The organism is Janthinobacterium rivuli (assembly GCF_029690045.1).
Taxonomy (GTDB): Bacteria; Pseudomonadota; Gammaproteobacteria; order Burkholderiales; family Burkholderiaceae_D; genus Janthinobacterium; species Janthinobacterium rivuli.
The window spans coordinates 814,615-832,145 of record NZ_CP121464.1 but is presented as its reverse complement, the minus strand read 5'-3'; the positions used below and the strand labels follow the sequence as shown (position 1 = coordinate 832,145).

Annotated in this window: 16 protein-coding genes; 5 read left to right on the top strand and 11 right to left on the bottom strand. The window is 60.7% G+C overall.

The genetic code is table 11. From position 1 onward, the window contains the following. Positions 1-5: 5 nt before the first annotated feature. The 3 genes from P9875_RS03710 to P9875_RS03700 form a co-directional block, all read right to left on the bottom strand. Complete coding sequence (locus P9875_RS03710) at positions 6-455, bottom strand: HIT family protein (protein WP_035824142.1); 450 nt, start codon at positions 453-455, stop codon at positions 6-8. After that, positions 455-4,495, bottom strand: a complete 4,041-nt coding sequence (locus P9875_RS03705) for a DUF3683 domain-containing protein (RefSeq protein WP_176387719.1) — start codon at positions 4,493-4,495, stop codon at positions 455-457. Before P9875_RS03705 ends, P9875_RS03710 begins: the two co-directional genes overlap by 1 nt. Positions 4,496-4,763: 268 nt before the next feature. Continuing rightward, positions 4,764-5,255, bottom strand: a complete 492-nt coding sequence (locus tag P9875_RS03700; protein WP_035824134.1) for a YqaA family protein — start codon at positions 5,253-5,255, stop codon at positions 4,764-4,766. Between the two features lie 201 nt (positions 5,256-5,456). On the opposite strand from P9875_RS03700, the gene ilvA reads away from it, so the two are divergent. The 5 genes from ilvA (at position 5,457) to rapZ (ending at position 10,736) form a co-directional block, all read left to right on the top strand. Further along, on the top strand, positions 5,457-6,992 hold the full coding sequence (gene ilvA / locus P9875_RS03695; RefSeq protein ID WP_278317601.1) for a threonine ammonia-lyase, biosynthetic: 1,536 nt from the start codon (positions 5,457-5,459) through the stop codon (positions 6,990-6,992). Positions 6,993-7,110: 118 nt separating this feature from the next. Further along, complete coding sequence (queF, locus tag P9875_RS03690) at positions 7,111-7,953, top strand: NADPH-dependent 7-cyano-7-deazaguanine reductase QueF (protein WP_278318784.1); 843 nt, start codon at positions 7,111-7,113, stop codon at positions 7,951-7,953. A gap of 347 nt (positions 7,954-8,300) precedes the next feature. Further along, the gene (locus tag P9875_RS03685; RefSeq protein ID WP_034753339.1) at positions 8,301-8,783 is read left to right on the top strand and encodes a PTS sugar transporter subunit IIA; all 483 of its coding nucleotides are present in this window, start codon (positions 8,301-8,303) and stop codon (positions 8,781-8,783) included. 36 nt (positions 8,784-8,819) lie between these two features. Further along, positions 8,820-9,755 carry an HPr(Ser) kinase/phosphatase gene (gene hprK / locus P9875_RS03680; RefSeq protein ID WP_034753337.1) on the top strand — a complete coding sequence of 312 codons (936 nt, stop codon included), beginning with the start codon at positions 8,820-8,822 and terminating at the stop codon, positions 9,753-9,755. A gap of 117 nt (positions 9,756-9,872) precedes the next feature. After that, entirely contained in the window at positions 9,873-10,736 is an 864-nt protein-coding gene (gene rapZ / locus P9875_RS03675; RefSeq protein ID WP_035824128.1) for an RNase adapter RapZ, read from the top strand. Here rapZ and P9875_RS03670 read toward each other — a convergent pair whose 3' ends face one another. From P9875_RS03670 to P9875_RS03635, 8 genes are all read right to left on the bottom strand, one after another. After that, positions 10,737-11,822 carry an enoyl-CoA hydratase/isomerase family protein gene (locus P9875_RS03670; protein WP_278317600.1) on the bottom strand — a complete coding sequence of 362 codons (1,086 nt, stop codon included), beginning with the start codon at positions 11,820-11,822 and terminating at the stop codon, positions 10,737-10,739. 135 nt (positions 11,823-11,957) lie between these two features. Next, the gene (gene hpf / locus P9875_RS03665; protein ID WP_035824124.1) at positions 11,958-12,320 is read right to left on the bottom strand and encodes a ribosome hibernation-promoting factor, HPF/YfiA family; all 363 of its coding nucleotides are present in this window, start codon (positions 12,318-12,320) and stop codon (positions 11,958-11,960) included. Positions 12,321-12,389: 69 nt separating this feature from the next. Then, entirely contained in the window at positions 12,390-13,868 is a 1,479-nt protein-coding gene (locus tag P9875_RS03660) for an RNA polymerase factor sigma-54 (protein ID WP_278317599.1), read from the bottom strand. Positions 13,869-13,872: 4 nt separating this feature from the next. Then, entirely contained in the window at positions 13,873-14,628 is a 756-nt protein-coding gene (gene lptB, locus P9875_RS03655; protein ID WP_035824117.1) for an LPS export ABC transporter ATP-binding protein, read from the bottom strand. Beyond that, entirely contained in the window at positions 14,628-15,209 is a 582-nt protein-coding gene (lptA, locus tag P9875_RS03650; RefSeq protein ID WP_035824115.1) for a lipopolysaccharide transport periplasmic protein LptA, read from the bottom strand. Before lptA ends, lptB begins: the two co-directional genes overlap by 1 nt. Before the next feature lie 25 nt (positions 15,210-15,234). Continuing rightward, positions 15,235-15,846, bottom strand: coding sequence for an LPS export ABC transporter periplasmic protein LptC (lptC, locus tag P9875_RS03645; RefSeq protein WP_035824112.1), 612 nt, complete (start codon positions 15,844-15,846; stop codon positions 15,235-15,237). A gap of 42 nt (positions 15,847-15,888) precedes the next feature. After that, positions 15,889-16,422 (bottom strand): KdsC family phosphatase, encoded by a 534-nt coding sequence (locus P9875_RS03640; protein WP_035824109.1) that lies wholly within the window; start codon positions 16,420-16,422, stop codon positions 15,889-15,891. Beyond that, a complete protein-coding gene (locus P9875_RS03635; protein WP_278317598.1) occupies positions 16,422-17,432 on the bottom strand; it encodes a KpsF/GutQ family sugar-phosphate isomerase in 1,011 nt (336 codons plus the stop codon). The genes P9875_RS03640 and P9875_RS03635 overlap by 1 nt, the downstream gene beginning before the upstream one ends. Between the last annotated feature and the right edge of the window lie 99 nt (positions 17,433-17,531).

Sequence of the window (17,531 nt, the reverse complement as noted above, 5' to 3'; positions counted from 1 at the left end):
ATACTTTATGCGGATAAACGTTGAATGATGGCGTCGCGCAAGGCCGGCAGCAGCGCGCGGCGCGCGGCCAGGACTTCCGGCGCCGTCTCGCGCTGGACCACGGCCCAGCTGGGGTTCGGGAAATGCGCGTCGTCGCGGTAGCGGGGAATCACGTGCCAGTGCACGTGCGGCGTCATGTTGCCGAAACTGGCCACGTTGACCTTTTCCGGCTGCATCACTTCACGCACGGCCAGCTCGACTTGCCACACGACTTCCATGACATAGTTGCGCTCGCCCGGCGTCAAATCCGTCATTTCCTTCACGTGCTTGTTCCAGATCACACGGCAAAAGCCGGGATAGGCGGCGTCATCAACGGCCACGACAGACAGGCGCTCGCTGCGCCACAGCAAGGTCTCCAGACCTTGCTTGTTGGCGTAGCCGTCGAGCAAGCTGCACAGATCGCAAGGCGCGGACATTACACCAGCACCCGTTCGATGCCGCCGTCATTGGCGCGTTTCACGTAATCCGGCATCCAGTTCTCTCCCAGCAAGTGTTTGGCGATCTCGACGACGATGTAGTCGGCAGTCGTGCCCGAATCGTCATTGTAGCGCGAGAGTCCTTGCAGGCACGACGGGCAGCTGGTGAGGATTTTCACGTCGCCCGTAAACCCATCGCCGCGCAGCTTGTCGGCGCCCTTGACCATCTCTTCTTCCTTGCGGAAACGCACTTGCGTGGAAATGTCGGGACGCGTGACGGCCAGGGAACCCGATTCGCCGCAGCAACGGTCATTCTTCTCGATCTTCACGTTATCCACCGTGCTGATCAAGGAATTGATGGTCTTGCTAGACTCCTGCAGTTTCATCGGATTGTGGCATGGCTCGTGGTACATATAGCGCGTGCCGTTGACGCCTTCCAGCTTGACGTTTTTCTCCAGCAAATACTCATGGATATCCATGATGCGGCAGCCGGGGAAAATCTTTTCAAACTGATACGTTGCCAGCTGGTCGTAGCAGGTGCCGCACGAGACGAGCACCGTCTTGATGTCTAGGTAATTGAGCGTGTTGGCCATGCGGTGGAACAGGACGCGGTTATCCGTCATCATCTTCTCGGCCTTGTCGAACTCGCCCGCGCCCCGCTGCGGATAACCGCAGCACAGGTAGCCCGGCGGCAAGACCGTCTGCACGCCCACTTCCCACAGCATCGCCTGTGTGGCCAGGCCCACTTGCGAGAACAAACGTTCCGAACCGCAACCGGGGAAGTAGAACACGGCTTCCGTATCGGCCGTCGTCGTCTTCGGATTGCGGATGATCGGGATGACCTTGTCATCTTCGATGTCGAGCAGCGCGCGCGCCGATTTCTTCGGCAGGTTGCCCGGCATTTTCTTGTTAATAAAATGGATCACCTGCGCCTTGACGGGCGGCTTGCCCGTCGATGGCGGCGGCGCCTTGGTTTGCTTCTTGGCAAATTTCTTCAGCAAATCGTGGCCCAGGCGCTGCGCCTTGTAACCCCAGCCGATCATGACCTGGCGCGTGGCGTTGATGGTCACGGGGTCGGTGGCGTTGAGGAACATCATCGTCGCCTTGGTGCCTGGATTAAAGCTCTTCTTGTCCATCTTGCGCAGCAAGTTGCGCATGTTCATCGACACGTCGCCGAAATCGATGTTGACGGGGCAAGGCGTGACGCATTTATGGCACACGGTGCAATGGTCGGCCACGTCCTCGAACTCTTCCCAATGCTTGATGGAAATACCGCGCCGCGTCTGCTCTTCGTACAGGAAGGCTTCGATCAGCGACGAGGTCGCCAAAATCTTGTCGCGTGGCGAATACAGCAAGTTGGCGCGCGGCACGTGGGTCGAGCACACGGGCTTGCACTTGCCGCAACGCAAGCAATCCTTGACGCTGTCGGCGATGGCGCCGATATCGCTTTGCTGCATGATCAAGGATTCATGGCCCATCAGGCCGAACGATGGCGTATAGGCATTGCGCAAGTCGGCGCCCATGCCTGGCAGGTTCAGCAATTTGCCTTTATTAAAACGGCCTTCAGGATCGATGCGCTGCTTGTAGCTGCGGAATTCGCCGATTTCTTCTTCCGTCAAAAATTCCAGCTTGGTAATGCCGATGCCATGTTCGCCGGAAATGACGCCGTTCAGCGAGCGGGCCAGGATCATGATGCGGCCCACGGCTTCGTGGGCGTCCTGCAGCATTTCGTAATTGTCCGAGTTGACGGGCAAGTTCGTGTGCACGTTGCCGTCGCCCGCATGCATGTGCAGCGCGACAAACACGCGCGAACGCAAGATGCGCGCATGGATGGCGGTGGCCTCGTCGAGAATCAGTTTGAAGGCGGCGCCGTTGAAGATCTGGCGCAGCTGGGCGCGGATCTCTTGCTTCCAGGTAATGCGTACGGTGCGGTCCTGCACCACGTCGAACAGGGTGGCGTCCGGCTGCGTTTCCAGGCGCGCATCGAACACGGGCAGCAAGCGCTCCATGCCCAGTTCGGCCAATTCGCCCTTCACGTCCGCCAGCGGACGGTCCAGCTGGGCCAGCAGATAGGTCCAGCGGGCCGTGACTTGGGCCAGCAGCTGTTGTGCCTGCTCGGCGCGGTCGCCCAGCATTTCCGCATCGTCGACGCGGTCGTCGGACGCATCGTCGCTCTTGCCTACTGGCAAATTACCTTTGCCAAAGAATTCGCTCAGGGCGTCGGCCAGTTGCAGCTTGTTCTTGATCGACAGTTCGATATTGATGCGCTCGATGCCATCCGTGTATTCGCCCATGCGGTTCAGGGGAATGACGACGTCTTCATTGATTTTAAAAGCGTTGGTGTGCTTGGCGATCGCGGCCGTGCGGGCACGATCTAACCAGAATTTCTTGCGCGCTTCCGGGCTGACGGCCACAAAACCTTCGCCCACGCGGGTGTTGGCGATGCGCACCACTTCCGACGCCGCTTGTGCAACGGCGTTTTCATCGTCGCCGACGATGTCGCCAAACAGGGCCATCTTTGGCAACACGCCCCGCTTCGACTTGGTGGCGTAGCCGACGGCGCGCAGGTAGCGCTCGTCCAGGTGTTCCAGGCCCGCCAGGCGGATGGTTGTATATTGCTCGCCCTTGGCCGGCAAACCATCCAGGTAATCCTTGATTTCCACGATCGACGGAATCGCATCGCGCGCCTGGCCAAAGAATTCCAGGCAGACGGTGCGGGCGAATTTCGGCATCTTGTGCAAAATCCAGCGCGCCGACGTGATCAGGCCGTCGCAACCCTCTTTCTGGATGCCCGGCAAACCGGCGAGGAATTTATCGGTGACGTCCTTGCCCAGGCCCTCTTTACGGAACTTGCGGCCAGGAATTTCCAGGATTTCCGTCTTGAACGGCGCGTTCGGTTTGCTTGCGTCGCGCGTGCTCGGGTGACGCCATTCCAGCTGGAAACGTGCCAGCGCGATATCGTGGATCTTGCCCAGATTATGGTCGAGGCGGGTGACGTCGAGCCAGTCGCCGTTCGGGTCGACCATGCGCCACGAGGCCAGGTTGTCCAGCGCCGTGCCCCACAGCACGGCTTTCTTGCCGCCCGCATTCATGGCGACGTTGCCGCCGATGCATGAAGCGTGCGCCGAGGTCGGGTCGACGGCGAAGACGAAGCCGGCCTTCTCCGCCGCTTCCGACACTTTATTCGTGATCACGCCCGCGCCCGAATTGATGGTCGCGTATTCGTGGCTCAATCCCGGCAAGACCGTCATTTCCACGGCGCCCAGGGTGATGAGTTTTTCCGTGTTGATGACGGCCGACATCGGCGTCAATGGAATCGCGCCGCCCGTGTAGCCGGTGCCGCCGCCGCGCGGGATGATGGTCAGCCCCAGCTCGATACAGCCCTTGACCAGGCCGGCCATTTCCTCTTCCGTGTCGGGCGTGAGCACGACGAACGGGTATTCCACGCGCCAGTCGGTGGCGTCCGTCACGTGCGACACGCGCGTCATGCCGTCGAAACGCACATTGTGCTTTTCCGTGTAGCGGCCCAGCACTTTGACCGTGCGCTTGCGCAAGTCATAGGTCTTGCGGAATTCGTCGCCAAAGTCGGCCACGGCCTTGCTGGCCGCTTTCAGCAGCAGCTCCACATTGGCGCTGCGCGCCTTGGCGACTTCCGGCGCTTCGCCACTGGCAGCGACGTCGCCGCCGGCCGCATCGATGCCCAGGCGGCGTTTGTCGACTTCGGCCAGGCGGTGATGCAAGGCATCGATCAAGCCCTGGCGGCGCTTCGGATTGTCGAGCAAGTCATCCTGCAGGTAGGGATTGCGGCGCACGACCCAGATGTCGCCCAGCACCTCGTACAGCATGCGGGCCGAACGGCCCGTCTGGCGGGCGCCGCGCAGCTCGTCGAGCAGGCGCCAGGAGTCCTCCCCCAACAGGCGTATGACGATCTCGCGATCGGAAAACGACGTGTAGTTATACGGGATTTCACGCAGGCGGCTTGCTGCGGGACCATTGGGCGTTTCTGCCAGTAAAGCTTGGATATGTGCGGGAGCGTTCATGGAGTGTGGTGACGATGTGGACTGGACCCTAAAGACCCATTTTATCTTATTGCGCCGCACCATGCGGGAACAGCCTTATTCCGCCCAAGGTTTAAGCACCTCATCCACTACCATAGCAAATACGGAAAAGCCCTATTTTTCATGAATAAAAAACCAGTCTTGCTGATTTTTCGACGCAAAAATGCCAAGAACAGGACTCTACTACAAACTATCGAACTGCCCAAAAATGGGGCAAACTGGCGTTGCATTACGCCCCGTTTGCGTGCCACTACGCCAGCATTTGTCCAATCCGGTGCCATACGCCATCAGGAACGTAGAGCAGCAAGCCCGTCATGGTCAGGTAGCGCGCGCACTTGCCGACGGCCATGTAGGCCACGCTGGGCCAGAACGGCAGCTTGAGCCAGCCTGCCAGGGTGCACAGGGGGTCGCCCACGATGGGCAGCCAGGCCAGCAGCATGGTCTTGGCGCCATAGCGGGCCAGCCAGCGGAACCAGCGCGTGTCGCGCTCCTTGGCAAACGCCTGCTTGGCCCGGTAGCCGAGCCAGTAGTCGACGATGCCGCCCAGGGTGTTGCCCAGGGTGGCGACGCCGATGGCGGCCCAGAACAGCGCGGGATTGGCCTTGATGACGGCAAAGACGGCCGGTTCCGAGCCGAGCGGCAACAAGGTGGCGGAAATAAAGCTGATCAGAAAGACCGATGTCAGCCCGACTTCCGGCGCTGCGATCAGCTGCAGCAGCCAGGCGATTGCGGATTCGATCATGGAACACTTCACGATGCGGTAAGGCTCTCCATTATAATGAAGAGCAGCTTGCGCGCCGCACAATCCGCGACGGCCGGCAAAGGCATACCCGCCCGCAGTTCCACAGAGCATTATTGTCGCCAGGCTATCCGCCGCGGCGCCGCCGCTATCGCCCGACACGCTCCAGACCCTTTCTGGCCCAGAATCACTTGCTTGCAGACTATGAACATCGACTACCTCAAGAAAATCCTGACCGCCCGCGTCTATGACGTCGCTACTGAAACGCCGCTGGAACTGGCCCCTGCCCTGTCGCAGCGCCTGAACAACCAGATTTACTTCAAGCGCGAAGACATGCAAAGCGTGTTCAGTTTCAAGATTCGTGGCGCCTACAACAAGATGTCCAAGCTCAGCGAAGCGGAACGCAAGCGCGGCGTGATTTGCGCCTCGGCCGGCAACCACGCCCAGGGTGTGGCCCTGTCGGCCGCGCGCATGGGTTGCCGCGCCGTCATCGTCATGCCGACCACCACGCCGCTGGTGAAAGTCGAGGCGGTCAAGGGGCGCGGCGGCGTGAACGTGGAAGTGGTGCTGCACGGCGAGTCCTACACGGATGCCTACAACCATGCGCTGACCCTGGAAAAGGAACAGAAGCTGACCTTTGTGCACCCGTTCGACGACCCGGACGTGATCGCCGGCCAGGGCACGATCGGCATGGAAATCCTGCGCCAGCATGCCGGCCCCATCCACGCCATCTTCGCCCCCATCGGCGGCGGCGGCTTGATCGCCGGCATTGCCGCCTACGTGAAACAGATTAGTCCCGACATCAAGATCATCGGCGTGCAAAGCGTCGATTCGAATGCCATGGCCCGTTCGCTGAAAGCGGGCGAACGCGTGACCCTGAATGACGTGGGCCTGTTTGCCGATGGCACGGCAGTGCGCCTTGCCGGCGAGGAAACCTTCCGCCTGGTGCAGGCATATGTCGATGAAATCATCACGGTCGACACGGATGCCATCTGCGCCGCCATCAAGGATGTGTTTACGGATACGCGCTCCATCCTGGAACCATCGGGCGCCCTGGCCATCGCCGGCGCCAAAGCCTATGTGGAACGGGCCAGCCTGACCAAGCATCCTGTCAACAATGAAACCCTGGTCACCATCGCCAGCGGCGCGAACATGAATTTCGACCGGCTGCGTTTTGTGGCGGAACGGGCCGAACTGGGCGAGTTCCGCGAAGCCGTGTTTGCCGTCACCATGCGCGAACAGCGGGGAAGCTTCAAGCGCTTCTGCTCGCTCATCGGCGCGCGCAACGTGACGGAATTCAACTATCGCATCAGCGATGAAAAAGCCGCGCACGTGTTCGTCGGCATTCAAATTGCCGACCGGCATGAGTCGAGCGTGCTGGCCAAGACCTTCGAGGAACACGAATTCAAGACCCTGGACCTGACCCACGACGAACTGGCCAAGTCGCACATCCGCCACCTGGTAGGCGGCAAGAGCCGGCTGGCGCAGGACGAGTTGCTGTACCGCTTCGAGTTCCCCGAACGGCCGGGCGCACTGATGCGCTTCCTCGACAGCATGGCGCCGAACTGGAATATTTCACTTTGCCACTACCGCAGCCAGGGCGGCGACGTGGGCCGCATCCTGATCGGCCTGCAAGTGCCGCCAGACGAGATGGGAGAGTTCGCCCGCTTCCTCGATACCCTGGGGTACCGTTATTGGGATGAGAGCAGCAATCCCGTGTACAAATTATTCCTGGGGTAAATGGGGAAATAACCCAACTGCACATGCTGGGGTCAGACCCGTCGGGTCTGACCCCGGTCCTTGCCGTTGGGTTGAAATAGGCTACCATGCGTCCTTGACCGAACTACGCCACACGACCATGACCACCACCAACGATCTCGCCGAACTGTCTCCCCTGGGCAAAAGCTCCGCCTACCGCACCGATTACGCGCCGGAATTGCTGTTTCCGATTCCGCGCCAGGGCAAGCGCGACGAGCTGGAACTGCACGGCACCTTGCCGTTCTTCGGCCTCGATATCTGGAATGCGTATGAACTGTCGTGGCTGAATCAGCGCGGCAAGCCACAGGTGGCCATTGCCAAGGTCAGCGCGCCGGCCGATTCGCCCAACATCATCGAATCGAAATCGTTCAAGCTGTACCTGAACTCGTTCAACCAGACCAAGCTCGATAGCGCGGATGCGCTGCTGGCCCTGCTCAAGCAGGATTTATCGAACGGTTTCGGCGCGCCCGTGCAAGTGGAACTGACCTTGCAGGAAGATTTCGGCAAGCTGAAAATGGGCGAATTCAACGGCGTGCTGCTCGACCGCCTGGATCTGGAAATCACGCAATACACGCCCTCGCCGCTGCTGCTGAAAGCCGCCCTGGATGAAGCGCCGGTGGAAGAAAAACTCGTTTCGCACCTGCTCAAATCGAATTGCCTGGTGACGGGCCAGCCCGACTGGGGCAGCGTGCAGATCGAATATGCGGGACCGCAGATCGACCAGGAAAGCCTGTTGCGCTACCTGATCGGTTTCCGCGAGCACAATGAATTCCACGAGCAATGCGTGGAGCGCATCTTTGTCGATATCTTGCGTCAGTGCAAGCCGCAAAAGCTGTCCGTGTATGCGCGCTATACGCGCCGCGGCGGCCTCGACATCAATCCCTGGCGCAGCAATTTCAGTACGGGTACGATGCCGGGCAATCTGCGCAATGCGCGCCAGTAACATTGATTGGGTAACATCGCGCAACACGACGAAACCATGCCAACAGGAATGTTGGCTGTGTTTTAAAACAACGTTGCAGTAGTGCCGCAGAGCATGTCACAGACGGTGAAAAATCGGAAAATCGGCATTCGGCGGCGGAAAAACCGGTGCGCCGCGTGTTTTTAATCAGGAAATAGCCGATACACGCCGATGTTATTTTTTTGCTAAAATGATGGCCACGTGGGCTGTAGCGCCCACTGCGCCCGCAGCGGGCGTATACTGTTGAGAATTGGCGTTACAGGCCACCGAAACAGGCCTATAATTCGGCTCGCAAGCCCTCTGCGCATTGCACCATTTCATTGAGTGTCATGACTAATCTTAGCAAAATATTATCCCTCGAAAACGTCCTGCTGGACTTGGAAGTCTCCAGTAAAAAGCGCGCCTTCGAGCAAGCCGGCCTGATCTTCGAAAACAATTACGGCATCGCCCGCTCTACCGTCTCGGACAATCTGTTTGCCCGCGAACGCCTGGGCTCGACTGGCCTGGGCCATGGCGTGGCCGTGCCGCATGGCAGAGTCAAGGGCAGCAAAACCTTGAAATCGCCGCTGGGCGCCTTCGTGCGCCTGGCCGAGCCGATTCCGTTCGAGTCGCCCGATGGCAAGCCCGTCAATCTGCTGTTTTTCCTGCTGATTCCCGATCATGTCACTCAGCAACATCTGGAAATCCTGTCGGAAATCGCGGAAATGTTTTCCGACGACGCCTTCCGCACGGCGCTGGCCACGGATCCGGAACCGAAATCCGTGCATTCGCGCATCGTCAATTGGCAACCTAGTCTGCAAGCGGCGGGTTAAACTTCAGGTATTCCTCCACTCCTGAAGAAGACTGCCATGTTGCAAACGCCACTGACGATACAACGCCTGTACGACGACAATCGTGAAAGTCTGCAACTGGGCTGGTTCGCCGGCTTCCCCGGCGGCGAGCGCCTGATCTCGGGCGACGTCTCGTCGGCCGCCGACCAGGTGGGCCACTTGAACCTGATCCATCCGGGCCGCATCCAGGTCTTTGGCCACCAGGAAATCAATTACTACCAGCGCCTGAAGGTCAACACGCGCACCCACGTGATTGGCGAGCTGATCGCCGGCGGGCCGCCCGCGCTGATCATCGCGCAGGGGCTGGAAACGCCGCCCGACATCCTCGCCATCTGCGACGAGCAAAACATTCCCCTGTTCTCCACCCCGCTGCCGGCCGCGCAAGTGATCGACTTCCTGCGCGTCTACCTATCGAAAAAGCTGGCGCAGCGCATCATCATGCATGGCGTGTTCATGGACGTGCTGGGCGTGGGCGTGCTGATCACGGGCGATTCGGGCCTGGGCAAGAGCGAGCTGGGGCTGGAGCTGATTTCGCGCAGCCACGGCCTGGTGGCCGATGACGCCGTCGAGTTCTCGCGCATCGCCCCCAACATGATCGAAGGACGCTGCCCGCCACTGCTGCAAAACCTGCTGGAAGTGCGGGGACTGGGTTTACTCGACATCAAGGCCATCTTTGGCGAAACGGCCGTGCGCCGCAAGATGCGCTTGAAACTGATCGTGCACCTGGTGCGCCGCAACGCACTGGAAGAAGAGGTCGAGCGCCTGCCCTTCCTGTTCCCCACGGAAGACGTGCTGGGCTTGCCCGTGCGCAAGGTCGTCATCCCCGTCGCCGCCGGCCGCAACATCGCCGTGCTGCTGGAAGCGGCCGTGCGCAATACGATTTTGCAACTGCGCGGCATCGATACCTTGCAGGAGTTCATGGAGCGGCAACGTTTGGCAATGAGCGGCGATTAATTACCGGGGTCCGACCCGATGGGTCTGACCCCACATTGACTCGAACAATAATTGCAATAATTTGTAAAGATAATTGCCTTGGGAGCAGAGCGTCGATCTTTATTGTATGATCGGCGTATGCATATCGTCCTTATCACCGGAATATCCGGCTCCGGTAAATCCGTCGCGCTCAATGTGCTGGAAGATACCGGTTACTATTGTGTCGACAACCTGCCACCGGCCTTGCTGCCCAGCCTGGTGCAAACCCTGCTCGACGAAGGTACACCACAACTGGCCGTCGCCGTCGATGCGCGCAGCGCCGAGTCGCTGACCAGCCTGCCACACAATGTGGCCCTGCTGCGCGACCAGGGGCACGACGTCAAGGTCATGTTCCTGACGGCGACCACGCATTCGCTGGTGGCGCGCTTCTCGGAAACGCGGCGCAGCCATCCGCTGTCGCACGAATTGCGTCCGAACCAGAATCCCGCCAGCCGCCGCACCCTGATCGAGTGCATCTCGGAAGAACGCGAGCGCCTGTCGGCCATCGAACAACTGGGCCATGTGATCGACACGTCGGAATTGAGCGCCAACAAGCTGCGCGCCTGGATCAAGGATATCGTCGCCTCCGAACGCGCGCCGCTGACCCTGTTCTTCGAATCGTTCGCCTTCAAGCTGGGCGTGCCGCTGGACGCCGATTTCGTCTTCGACGTGCGGGCCTTGCCGAATCCCTATTACGACCTGGCGCTGCGTCCCCTCGACGGACGCGACGCGCCCGTGATCGCCTTCCTCGACGCGCAGCCGAGCGCGCTGGAGCTGCTGGCCGACATCCGCGCCTTCATCGAAAAATGGTTGCCATCATTCAAGTCCGACAACCGCAGCTACCTGACGGTGGCGCTCGGTTGCACGGGCGGCCAGCACCGCTCCGTGTACATGGCGGAACGGCTGGCGCAATACTTCGGCCCCAACGAGCGCGTGGTCCTGCGCCACCGCGAACGCTCCTAGTTAATTCAGGTGGCGCAGCGGATGCGCTTGCGCCGGCCAGACGGGGACAAAGAAGCGCGCCACCATGGCAGTATCGACCTCGTCCAGGCTGGCGGGGTTCCAGCGCGGCGCATTGTCCTTGTCGACCACCAGCGCGCGCACGCCTTCGAGCACTTCGCCATGCGCGAAGTTATGGCGCACCACCGTGCGCTCCAGACGCAGGCAATCGGCCACGCCCAGGTGAGCGCCCCGCTGCAGCAATTCCAGGGTGACCGACATCATCAAAGGAGAGCGCAAACGCATGGCCGCCAGCGCCTTGGTGGCGAATGCACTGCTGTCCTGCGCCAGCGAGGCCATGATGGCAGCCACGGAAGGCGCACCGAAATGGCGGTCCAGCGCCACGCGCTCCGTCGCCAGGGAAGATACCCCCGCCCCGGCCTGGAACGGCGCCGCCAGCGCCTTGATGGCCACCGGCAAGGCCTCGCCCGGCGTCGATTCGAACAGGGCCAGCAGCGCCCCCATCTGCGCCTCGGGCAGGTAGACATCGGCCAGACCCGTGTACAGGGCGTCGGCCGCGTTGATGGTCAGGCCCGTCAAGCCCAGATACAGGCCCAGTTGGCCGGCCAGGCGGGACAGGAAATAACTGCCGCCCACGTCGGGGAACAAGCCAATATTGACTTCCGGCATGGCCATGCGCGTGCGGCCCGTGACGATGCGCAGGCGGTTGCCGGGCCCGGCTTGCGCCACGCCCATGCCGCCGCCCATCACCACGCCGTCCATCACGGCAATATACGGTTTCGGATAGAAATGAATCACATGATTTAAGGCGTATTCTTCCGTAAAGAAATCTTCCAGCAAGGCGCTGCCGCCTTGCGGCGTGGCCAGTCCCGCATCGTAAAAGAAGCGGATGTCACCGCCGGCGCACAGGGCTTTTTCGCTGCTGGAACGGATCACCACGGCGTCCACGTGCGGATCATCGCGCCAGGCCAGCAGGACCGCGCTCAAGGCACGCACCATCTCCAGCGACAGGGAATTCAAGGCTTTCGGACGGTCGAGCACGATGTGCCCGGTGCGGTTGCGGATGGAGGTCTGGACGAAGTCGCTCATGGCAGGCAGGAAAGAAGTGAAAGTGCAAACATTCTAGCGCCTGCGCGGGGAAGATTGCGTTCAACAGGTCCAGGCGCAAAAAAGGGCGCAAGATGTGCGCCCTTAGTTGATCACAACTGCTGGAAGCGGGTGGCCTTAAACGGCGACGACGGCGTCTTCCTCGGAGTTGTCTGGCAGATGCTTGATCGCCTCTTTACCGTGCCCTTGCACTTTGGTTTTGTACTTCATCACTTGCCTGTCCAGCTTGTCGATCAGGGTATCGATTGCGGCATACAGGTCATGCGCCAGGCTTTCCACATAGACGGTTTTGCCACTCAGACGCAGGTTGACTTCAGCCTTTTGACGTTTTTCTTTCTCTTTGAGGTTATCCACGGTCAGAATCACGGCGATATCGATAACTTGATCGAAATGACGTTTCACACGCTCCAGCTTCGTTTGTACGTATTCACGGATGGCTGGTGTCACTTCGAGATGATGTCCGCTGATGGTGAGATTCATACACACTCCTAAAGATGATCGGGTTCGTGCGGTCCATCCTATCCGGCCCGCAGAGGAACCGAAAAAAACTTACAAACACTTACGCAGGCTCACTGGCGGAATTTTCAACGCTTCCCGGTATTTGGCAACAGTACGTCGCGCAATCACCATGCCTTGTTCCCCCAGCATGTCCGCAATCTTACTGTCGGATAAAGGATTTTTAGGGTCTTCTGCTCCTGTCAGTTGCACGATCAATGCCCGTATCGCCGTCGATGACGCTTCGCCCCCCGCTTCGGTGGCGACGTGGCTACCAAAGAAATATTTCAACTCGAACATGCCGTGCGGGGTCAGCATGTACTTTTGAGTTGTTACCCGCGAGATAGTACTCTCGTGTAAACCCAGTGTATCAGCTATTTCACGGAGCACAAGGGGGCGCATGGCAACGGCCCCATGCGAGAAAAAGTTCTTTTGTCTTTCTACTATCGCCTGTGCCACGCGCAGGATGGTGTCGAAACGCTGGCGCATATTCTTGATCAGCCACTTGGCTTCCTGCAACTGTGCGCCCATGGCGCCCTCGCCCTTGCCCTGCTTGAGCAGGTTGGCGTACATGGCGTTGACGCGCAGGCGCGGCATCACATCGTTGTTCAGGGTCACTTGCCAGCCATTGCGCGCGCGCTTGACGACGACGTCGGGCACCACGTAATCGGACACGTCCGAGGCGAACACGGCGCCCGGATGCGGATTGCACTGGCGAATCACCGTCTGCGCTTCGCGCAAGTCTTCCTCGTCGCAATCGAGGGCTTTTTTCAGCTTGTTGAAATCGCGCTGGGCAAACCAGGCCAGGTGCTTTTCCACGATGACGAGGGCCATGCGCCGCGTCACCATGGCGATGTGCGGCAAGCGCTTGATTTGCAGGGCCAGGCATTCGGACGCATTGCGCGCGCCCACGCCGGGCGGATCGAAACTTTGCAGCAGCGACAAGGCCGTGCGCATCTCGTCGGCGTCGATTTCCAGCTCTTCCGGCAGGCGCGCCAGGATGTCGTCGAGCGACTCTTCCAGGTAGCCATTGTCGTCGAGCGCGTCGATGATCAGCTCGACCAGCGCGCGGTCGCGCAATTCGAGCACCGTCACGCGCATCTGCTCCATCAGGTGTTCGCGCAGGGTGCAGTGATGGGCCTCCAGCTGCGGACGCGAATCTTCGTCGTCGGGCGCCTTGCCCCGGCTCGCCTCGCTCCAGTCGCTGTCGCCGCCCTCGGCTGCGGCCGGACTGTCGCCCGCCTCGCCATCAAAAGTTTCCGCTTCGGCCGGCGCGGCGGGCGCTTCCTGGCCTGGCGGCTGGGGCGGCGCTTCGGCCGGCGCCGCCGTGGAACTCAAGGCGCCATCGGACAGCAGGCGCAGCGAACGGTCGAGCGGATCGTCGAGGCGTTCGAGCAAGGGATTGTCCGTCAGCAGTTGCTCTAGCTCCTGGTGCAATTCCAGGGTAGACAATTGCAACAGGCGTATCGATTGCTGCAACTGCGGCGTCAGTGCCAGGTGCTGCGAAGTGCGCAGCTGCAATGATTGTTTCATTGGCTTACATGCGGAAGTGTTCGCCCAGATAGACCCGGCGTACCGACTCGTTCGCGATGATGTCGTCGGGGCGTCCCGACGCCAGCACCGAGCCCTGGTTGATGATGTAGGCACGGTCGCAGATACCCAGCGTCTCGCGCACATTATGATCGGTGATCAGCACGCCGATATTGCGCTCCTTCAAGAAACGCACGATGCGCTGGATCTCGATCACGGCGATCGGATCGACGCCGGCGAACGGCTCGTCGAGCAGCACGAAACGGGGATCGGTGGCCAGCGCGCGGGCGATTTCCACGCGGCGGCGCTCGCCGCCAGACAGGGACAGGGCCTGGTTCTCGCGCAGCTTTTCAATCTGCAAGTCGGCCAGCAATTTGTCCAGGCGCTCCTCGATCTCGGCCTTCTTCAAAGGACGGCCTTCGACGGTCTGGATTTCCAGCACGGCGCGGATATTGTCTTCCACCGTCAGCTTGCGGAAAACGGACGCTTCCTGCGGCAGGTAAGACAGGCCCATCTGCGCGCGGCGGTGAATCGGCAGGCTGGAAATGTCCACGCCGCTGATATCGATGCTGCCGCCGTCCGACGGCACCAGGCCGACGATCATGTAGAACGAGGTGGTCTTGCCGGCGCCGTTCGGGCCCAGCAAACCCACCACTTCGCCGCATTCGACTTGCAGCGAGACATCATGCACGACTTGCCGCTTGCCATAGGTTTTTTGCAGACCGCGAACGATCAGGGTGCTGCCGCAACGTGTATTTTCCATTATTTCTTTCCTGGCGCGGGCGTGGCCGGCGCTTTCTCCGCCGCCGGCGCCTTGGTCTTCGGCTGGATCACCATGCGCACGCTGCCGCCATCGGGCGTGCTGGTGCCGCTGTTGGAATTTTCCATCGCAAACACTTCCTTGCGGCTGTCATACGAGATGAAGGCGCCGTTGGCCACGTCGGTGACTTTCGTGCCTTCCAGGCGGGTCAGCTTGGCTCTGGAAAACAGTTTCACCACTTCCGTCTTGTTGTCGTATTCCACGCGCTCCGCTTCGCCTTCGACCCACAGGTCGCCCGCGCCATCGCGCTTCTGGCGGAAGGTGGCCAGCTTGCCGGGATCGGCCCAGAAGGTAATGAACTGGTAGCCTTGCGGATCTTCCGTGATCAGGGCCCGGCCCGCCTTCATGGTCAGGGTGCCTTTCACCAGCACGACGTCGCCCGTCAGGGTGCGCACCTGCTTGACGTCATCGACGTGGCCGCTGCGTGCCGTGATGACGGCTTCCTTCTCGGAATCGGCCTTCTCGGCATGCGCCACGCCCATGATGGCCAGGGAAAATACGGTCAACAGCAAGATCTTCTTCATAGTATGGTTTCCTTGTTTCATTCTGTCATTTTGCCGCCGCGGCCGGGCGCGGTTTCGGCGGTAGGACCATGCGCAGCGCATTCTGCACTTCCACCACGCCGGTGGCGTTATTGGCCTTCATGCCGACGCCATTGAGGCGCGAGGCGCCCGTCAGGATATCGACAGGCACGTCCGTTTCCATTCTTTCCTCATCCGGGAACACCGTCAGCGCTTCCGTCCTGACCGTCAGGTTCTGCGCCTTCGGGCTGGCCACGCGGTCGATCACGACCTTGCGGTGCAGTTGCAGCCGGGTATTGTCCTGGTCGATATGCGCCAGTTCCGCATTCATGTTCAACGGCGGCATGCCTGGCGTGAGCTTGCGCACGAAGGGCTGGTCGATATCGGACGAATCGTCGGCCGGATAATGCGTGAGCTTGGTGCCCGACACGATATAGCTGGGTTTGCCCGTCAAATCCATGCGCACCAGGCTGAAATTGGTGATGAAATAATCGGGCTCATCCAAATGTTTGCTGGCCTTGATGTCCTGGCTGTTCTTGTTCATCACTTCGAGCAGCCAAAAGCTGGCCAGCGCGACAACAACCGCGCCCAGCAGGGTAAAAATCGTGCGCCAGCGATGGGCGCCTCCTGGCTTACGCATAGGGTTTCACTCTTTCCAATATCACTGGCGGCAAGGCGCGCCTCACTCCAGGAACGGCGCCATGACGCGCGCATAGTTGTCCTGGGCGCGCAGCAGGAATTCGCAGATCTCGCGCACGGCGCCGCGGCCGCCGCCGGCCTGCGTCACATGGTGCGCCAGGCCCTGCGCTTCCGGGCGCCCGCCCGGCACGCTGACGGCAAAACCGACGCGCTTCAGGATGGGCGCATCGATGACGTCGTCGCCGATATAGCCGCATTGCTCTTCCGTCAAGCCCGTCAGCGCCAGTAGTTCGCGAAACGGCGTCAGCTTGTCGTGGCCGCCCTGGTGCACATGGGTAATGCCCAGGTCCTGCGCGCGGCGTGCCGTGATGGCCGAGCGGCGCGCGCTGATGATGGCCGTCTGCACGCCCGATTCCTGCAGCAGCTTGATGCCCAGGCCATCATACACATTAAACGTTTTCATCATCTCGCCGTCCGGGCCGAAATGCAGGCTGCCGTCGGTGAGCACGCCATCGACGTCAAAGATCATCAGTCTGACCTTGGCCGCGCGCGCCAGGTTGTCCGCTACGCTGTCCATCAAATCACCTTCGCTTGCGTCAGATCATGGATATGCAGCGCGCCCACCAGCTTGCCGTCGGCATCGACGACCAGCATCTGGTTGATGCGGAACTGCTCCATCACGGCCACGGCATCGACGGCCAGGCGTTCGGGCGCGATGCTGCGCGGCTGCGCATGCATGACGTCGCGGATCGCCACTTGCGTGAAATCCTGCACGCGCTCGAACATGCGGCGCAAGTCGCCATCCGTAAACACGCCCACGGGGCGGTCGTCGGCGTCGACGACGGCCGTCATGCCCATGCCCTTCTTCGTCATTTCTTCCAGCGCCTGCAGCAGGGAAGCCTGCACGGACACTTGCGGCACCCGTTCGCCGCTGCGCATGACGTCATGCACGTGCGTGAGCAGGCGGCGGCCCAGGGCGCCGCCCGGATGCGAGCGGGCAAAATCTTCTTCCTTGAAGCCGCGCAAGTCGAGCAAGGCCACGGCAAGCGCGTCGCCCAGGGCCAGGGTGACGGTGGTGCTGGCCGTCGGCGCCAGGTTCAGCGGACAGGCTTCTTTTTCAACAGAAACATCCAGGTGCACGTCGGCCAGCTGGGCCAGGCTCGAATTCGGTTTACCCGTCATGGAAATGAGCACGCCGCCCATGCGCTTGACGACGGGCATGATGGCCATCAGTTCCGATGATTCGCCGGAGTACGATATGGCAATAAAAGCATCTTCCGAGGTGACCATGCCCAGGTCGCCATGGGCCGCTTCGGCCGGATGCACGAACAGGGCCGGCGTGCCGGTGGAAGCGAGGGTGGCGGCAATCTTGCGCGCGATATGGCCGGACTTGCCGATGCCGGAGACGACGACTCTTCCTTTGCATTGCAGCAACAGCGCCACGGCGCGGCCCACGCTGTCGTCCGTGGCCAGGCGCGCGTGCAGCGCAACGATGGCGTCGGACTCGATCTGCAAGGTGGTGCGGGCCAGCGCGACAGCGCGCTCGGTCGTCGCTTGCATGTCAATTCGATCAAAAGCTTTCAGCATTGTTTTTTCATGGGTTACACTCATGCCCAAAGTATAAACGAATTAGGAAAGCAAAAAACTTGCCAGTCACAACAAACAACGATTTCCATTGACCGTACC